General features: G+C 63.2%; 4 protein-coding genes and 1 pseudogene. All 5 read left to right on the top strand.

Annotation, left to right across the window (positions count from 1 at the left end; all coding sequences use genetic code 11):
- Positions 1-2,077: PAS domain-containing sensor histidine kinase (locus EOA23_RS30990; protein ID WP_145966530.1), on the top strand; the 2,077-nt coding region annotated here is incomplete at its 5' end.
- On the top strand, positions 2,067-3,428 hold the full coding sequence (locus EOA23_RS30985) for a sigma-54 dependent transcriptional regulator (RefSeq protein WP_042642304.1): 1,362 nt from the start codon (positions 2,067-2,069) through the stop codon (positions 3,426-3,428). The genes EOA23_RS30990 and EOA23_RS30985, both read left to right, overlap by 11 nt.
- Before the next feature lie 140 nt (positions 3,429-3,568).
- Positions 3,569-4,432 carry a D-amino-acid transaminase gene (locus EOA23_RS30980; RefSeq protein WP_127306915.1) on the top strand — a complete coding sequence of 288 codons (864 nt, stop codon included), beginning with the start codon at positions 3,569-3,571 and terminating at the stop codon, positions 4,430-4,432.
- A gap of 142 nt (positions 4,433-4,574) precedes the next feature.
- Positions 4,575-4,820, top strand: a complete 246-nt coding sequence (gene hfq, locus EOA23_RS30975; RefSeq protein ID WP_006202172.1) for an RNA chaperone Hfq — start codon at positions 4,575-4,577, stop codon at positions 4,818-4,820.
- Positions 4,821-5,483 (top strand): annotated as a pseudogene (locus EOA23_RS30970) (GTPase HflX); the annotation flags it as partial.

Here is a 5,483-nt window from a genome sequence, read left to right as displayed (position 1 = left end):
GTTCCTGATCGCGCTGATCGCCCGCGAGGTGCGCCGCATCGTCCTGGCGCGGCGCCATGGCAGGGCCGCCTCGCGGCTGCATGTGCGCATCGTCGCGATGTTCGCGCTGGTTGCCGCCATCCCGGCCATCATGGTGGCGATCATCGCCTCGATCACACTCGACATCGGCCTAGACCGCTGGTTCCAGATCCGCACCAAGACGATCGTCAACTCATCGCTGTCGATCGCCGACGCCTATGTACAGGAGAACGCGCGCAACCTGCAGGGCACGACATTGTCGATGGCATACGATCTCGATGCCTCGCGCACGCTCTACGGCCTCGACCAGGGTGGGTTCCTCGATCTGCTGAACAAGGAAGCCGTTGGACGCGGACTGGCTCATGCGGCCCTGATCAAGCCCGACGGCTCGTTCGTCATGAACGCCAAGACCGATGCCGATTTCCCGATGCCGGAGCCACCCTCCGGCGCCGTCGAGACCGCGTCCGGCGGCAAGCCGGTTCTGATAGAGCCGCGCACCCGCAACATCATGGGCGCCATCATCAAGCTGCGCGAGATCGAAGGGCTTTACCTCTACACGATCCGGCTGGTCGATCCCGACGTGATCAAGGCGCGCCAGATCGTCAAGGCCAACACCGACGAATACCGCAATCTGGAAGACAACCGCCGGACCTCGCAGGTCGCCTTTGCGCTGCCTTATCTGTCGCTCACGCTGATCATCATCCTGTCGGCGATCTGGACCGGCATCGCCGTCGCCGACCGGATCGTGCGGCCGATCCGCCAGCTGATTGGCGCCGCCGACGAGGTGGCCACCGGCAATCTCGACGTCGCCGTGCCCGTGCGCCAGTCCGACGGCGACGTCGCCTCGCTGGGCGATACCTTCAACAACATGATCCTTGAGCTCAAATCGCAACGCAATGAGCTCCTTTCGGCCAAGGATCTGATCGACGAACGCCGGCGTTTCTCCGAGGCGGTGCTGGCCGGCGTCACCGCCGGCGTCATCGGCGTCGATCCCTACGGCATCATCACCATCGTCAATCGCTCGGCCGAAACCATGCTGGCGATTTCGGCAAGTGCGACGCTCGGCCAGAACCTTTCGGCGGTCCTGCCCCTTGTCGGCCGGGTCTTTGAGATCGGACGCCAGTCGGGCAAGCCGGTCTACCGCGAGCAGGTGACCTTCTTCCGCGCGGGCCTGGAGCGCACCTTCAACGTCCAGGTCACCGTCGAGTCCGGCGACGACGGCGAGGAAGAGAAATCCTACGTGGTCACGGTCGACGACATCACCGATCTCGTCCAGGCGCAGCGTTCTTCGGCCTGGGCGGATGTGGCGCGACGGATCGCGCATGAGATCAAGAACCCCCTGACGCCGATCCAGCTCTCGGCCGAGCGCATCAGGCGCCGCTACGGCAAGGTCATCACCGAGGATCGCGAGGTCTTCGACCAGTGCACCGACACCATCATCCGCCAGGTTGAGGACATCGGCCGCATGGTCGACGAATTCTCGGCCTTCGCCCGCATGCCGAAGCCGGAGATGAAGGCGATCGACCTGCGTGAGTCGCTGCGCGAGGCCTCCTTCCTGGTCGAGGTCAGCCGCCCCGACATCGCCTTCGAGCGCGATTTCGGCAGCGAGCCGTTGAAGGGCACTTTCGACAGCCGCCTGATGGCGCAGGCCTTCGGCAACGTCATCAAGAACGCCGCCGAGGCGATAGATGGGCTTGATCCGGCGGATCGTTCGGACGGCACAATCCGGATTCATGCCAGGCGCCAAGATGGCGCCATACGAATCGACGTTATCGACAACGGCAAGGGGCTGCCGCGCGAGAATCGCCAAAGGCTTCTCGAGCCCTATATGACGACGCGCGAGAAGGGGACCGGGCTCGGCCTCGCTATCGTCAAGAAGATCGTGGAGGACCATGGCGGCCGTCTCGAATTGCACGACGCGCCAGCGGATTTCCATGGTGGCCGGGGCGCGATGATCTCGATCATCCTGCCGCCGGCGACGATCGTAGCCGCGCCGCCACGCGGTGAAGGTCGAAACGAACACGAACGAGAAACTGAAAAGGTCGGTAATGGCGTCTGACATTCTCATCGTCGATGACGAGGAAGACATCCGCGAACTTGTCGCCGGTATCCTGAGCGACGAGGGTCATGAAACCCGTACGGCGCATGACGCCGACAGCGCGCTTGCGGCGATCGCCGACCGCGCGCCGCGGCTGATTTTCCTCGACATCTGGCTGCAGGGCTCGCGCCTCGACGGCCTGGCGCTGCTCGACGAGATCAAGACCATGCACCCGAACATGCCGGTCGTGATGATCTCCGGCCATGGCAACATCGAAACGGCGGTGTCGGCCATCCGGCGCGGCGCCTACGACTTCATCGAGAAGCCGTTCAAGGCCGATCGCCTGATCCTGATCGCCGAGCGCGCGCTCGAAACGTCCAAGCTGCGGCGCGAGGTCTCCGACCTTAAGCAGCGCAGCGGCGAGACCTTTGACCTGATCGGCATGTCGTCGGCCATGAGCCAGCTGCGGCAGACCATCGAGCGCGTCGCACCGACCAACAGCCGCGTCATGATCGTCGGCCCGTCCGGCTCCGGCAAGGAGCTGACGGCGCGCGCCATCCACGCCCTGTCGTCGCGCAAGGCCGGCCCCTTCGTGACGCTGAGCGCGGCCACCATCACGCCCGAGCGTATGGAAATCGAACTGTTCGGCACCGAATCGAACGGCACCGAGCGCAAGGTCGGCGCGCTGGAGGAAGCGCATCGCGGCATCCTCTATATCGACGAAGTCGCCGACATGCCGCGCGAAACGCAAAACAAGATCCTGCGTGTGCTGGTCGAGCAGCAGTTCGAGCGGGTAGGCGGCACCAAGCGCGTCAAGGTCGATGTCCGCATCATCTCCTCCACCTCGCAAAACCTGGAGGCGATGATCGCCGACGGCCGCTTCCGTGAGGACCTCTACCACCGCCTGGCGGTGGTTCCGGTCATGGTGCCGGGGCTTGCCGAGCGGCGCGAGGACATTCCCTATCTCGTCGACAATTTCATGAAGCAGATCGCGCGCCAGGCCGGCATCAAGCCGCGCCGCATCGGCGACGACGCACTGGCTGTGCTGCAGGCGCATAACTGGCCGGGCAATGTTCGCCAGCTGCGCAACAATGTCGAGCGGTTGATGATCCTGGCGCGAGGGGAAAATCCCGATGCTCCGATCACCGCCGACCTTCTGCCGTCAGAGATCGGCGACGTGATGCCACGCACGCCCAATCAGTCGGACCAGCACATAATGGCGCTGCCGTTGCGCGAGGCGCGCGAGCAATTCGAGAAGGACTATCTGATCGCCCAGATAAACCGCTTCGGCGGCAACATCTCGAAGACGGCCGAATTCATCGGCATGGAGCGCTCGGCCCTGCATCGCAAGCTGAAGTCGCTAGGCGTGTAAAAGCAATTCCAGGAAAAGTGCGTAGCGGTTTTCCGCCCGGAATTGCGTAAGACTCCCAGAGCTGGCTTGGCCCACGCGATTGTTTATTACGGCAAGGGCAGAATCGCCTAAGAAAGCCCGATATTTCCCCGAGGATGCCCATGCCGCGCATTGCCTATGTCAACGGGCGCTATGTCGTCCATTCCCAAGCCAGCGTCCATATCGAGGACCGCGGCTACCAGTTCGCCGACGGCGTCTATGAGGTCTGCGAAGTGTCGCGCGGCCATATCGTCGACATGCCGCGCCATCTTGCCCGGCTCAAGCGCTCGCTGAAGGAACTGTCGATCGCCTGGCCGGTATCGGAAGGCGTCTTGCCGCTGCTTCTGCGCGAGGTGGTCAACCGCAACGGCGTGGTCAACGGCCTCGTCTATGTGCAGGTGACGCGCGGCGTTGCCAGCCGCGAGTTCGTTTTTCCGCCGGCAGGCACGCAATCTTCCCTGGTCATAACCGCCAGGAAAGCCGATCCGGCGGCGAATGCGAAGCGGGTGGAGACCGGCATCAAGGTCATCACCGTGCCTGAGAATCGCTGGGACCGCGTCGACATCAAGAGCACGGGCCTTTTGCCCAATGTGCTTGCCAAGCAGAAGGCCAAGGAAGCCGGCGCCCAGGAAGCCTGGTTCGTCGACGCCGATGGCAACGTCAAGGAAGGCGGCTCGTCAAACGCCTGGATTGTTACAAGGGACGGCGTCCTGGTGACCCGGCCGGCCGAGCACGGCATCCTGCGCGGCATCACCCGCACGACGCTTTTCGATGTCGCCGCCAAGCTCGGCCTCAAGATCGAGGAGCGCGGTTTTTCGGTCACTGAGGCCAAGGCTGCCAGGGAGGCGTTCATCAGTTCGGCGACCACAATCGCCATGCCGGTGGTCGAAATCGACGGTGCGCCAATCGCAAATGGCCATCCTGGCTCTATGACACTTTCGTTGCGGCAGGCTTTTTTTGACGTTGCGGAAAAAAGTCCAGCCTGATAACCGCACAACTGGAGTTAACCTCAACTATCTCGTTCTGCTTGCCTTTGTATCGGCAAGAGGGGGTTTGCGCGCTTGACACGTGCCGCGTAATTTGGCGCATTGGCTGCAAACCGAAGGGGATCGGCGAAAGACAAGAAAAATGGCGGAACGATCGCAAAACCTTCAGGACCTGTTCCTGAATTCAGTTCGCAAGAGCAAAAATCCACTTACCATCTTCCTCATCAACGGCGTGAAGCTGACCGGCGTCGTCACTTCGTTCGACAATTTTTGTGTGTTGTTGCGGCGTGACGGGCACTCCCAGCTCGTCTACAAGCACGCCATTTCCACGATCATGCCGAGCCAGCCGGTTCAGATGTTCGATGGCGAGGAAAGCCAGGGCGCCTGATTGGCACGTGATAAGGACGCGGACCGCAGCGTTCGCGGAAAACAAGGACATCAACTCGGGCCGGAAGCCAAGGATCCGACCCGGGCTGTTGTTATTGTGCCGGTGCTTACCCGCCAGCCGCGCGGCGACGATGAGTCGAGCCGCCCGCGGCTGAGCCGCTCGGCCGATGCCCGCCACGACGAAGCGGTCGGGCTAGCCAGCGCCATCGACCTCAACCCGGTCCACACCGCGGTGGTGACGGTCGCCGACCCGCGGCCGGCCACGCTGCTCGGCAGCGGCAAGGTGGCCGAGTTCGCCGACATCGTAAGGGAACGCAAGGCGGAGCTGGTCATTGTCGACCATCCGCTGACGCCGGTTCAACAGCGCAATCTCGAAAAGGAACTGAATGCCAAGGTGCTCGACCGCACCGGGCTCATTCTCGAGATCTTCGGCGAGCGGGCGCGCACCAAGGAAGGCACGCTGCAGGTCGAGCTTGCACATCTCAACTACCAGAAGGGCCGGCTGGTGCGCAGCTGGACCCACCTCGAACGGCAGCGCGGCGGCGCCGGTTTCCTCGGCGGCCCCGGCGAAACCCAGATCGAATCCGACCGCCGCATCCTGCAGGACAAGATCACCAAGCTGAAGCACGAGCTGGAAACGGTGCGGCGCACGCGCGACCTGCAC

It is taken from the genome of Mesorhizobium sp. M2A.F.Ca.ET.042.01.1.1 (genome assembly GCF_003997405.1).
In the GTDB taxonomy this organism is placed as follows: Bacteria; Pseudomonadota; Alphaproteobacteria; order Rhizobiales; family Rhizobiaceae; genus Mesorhizobium.
This window is presented reverse-complemented; position numbering and strand designations above follow the sequence as displayed.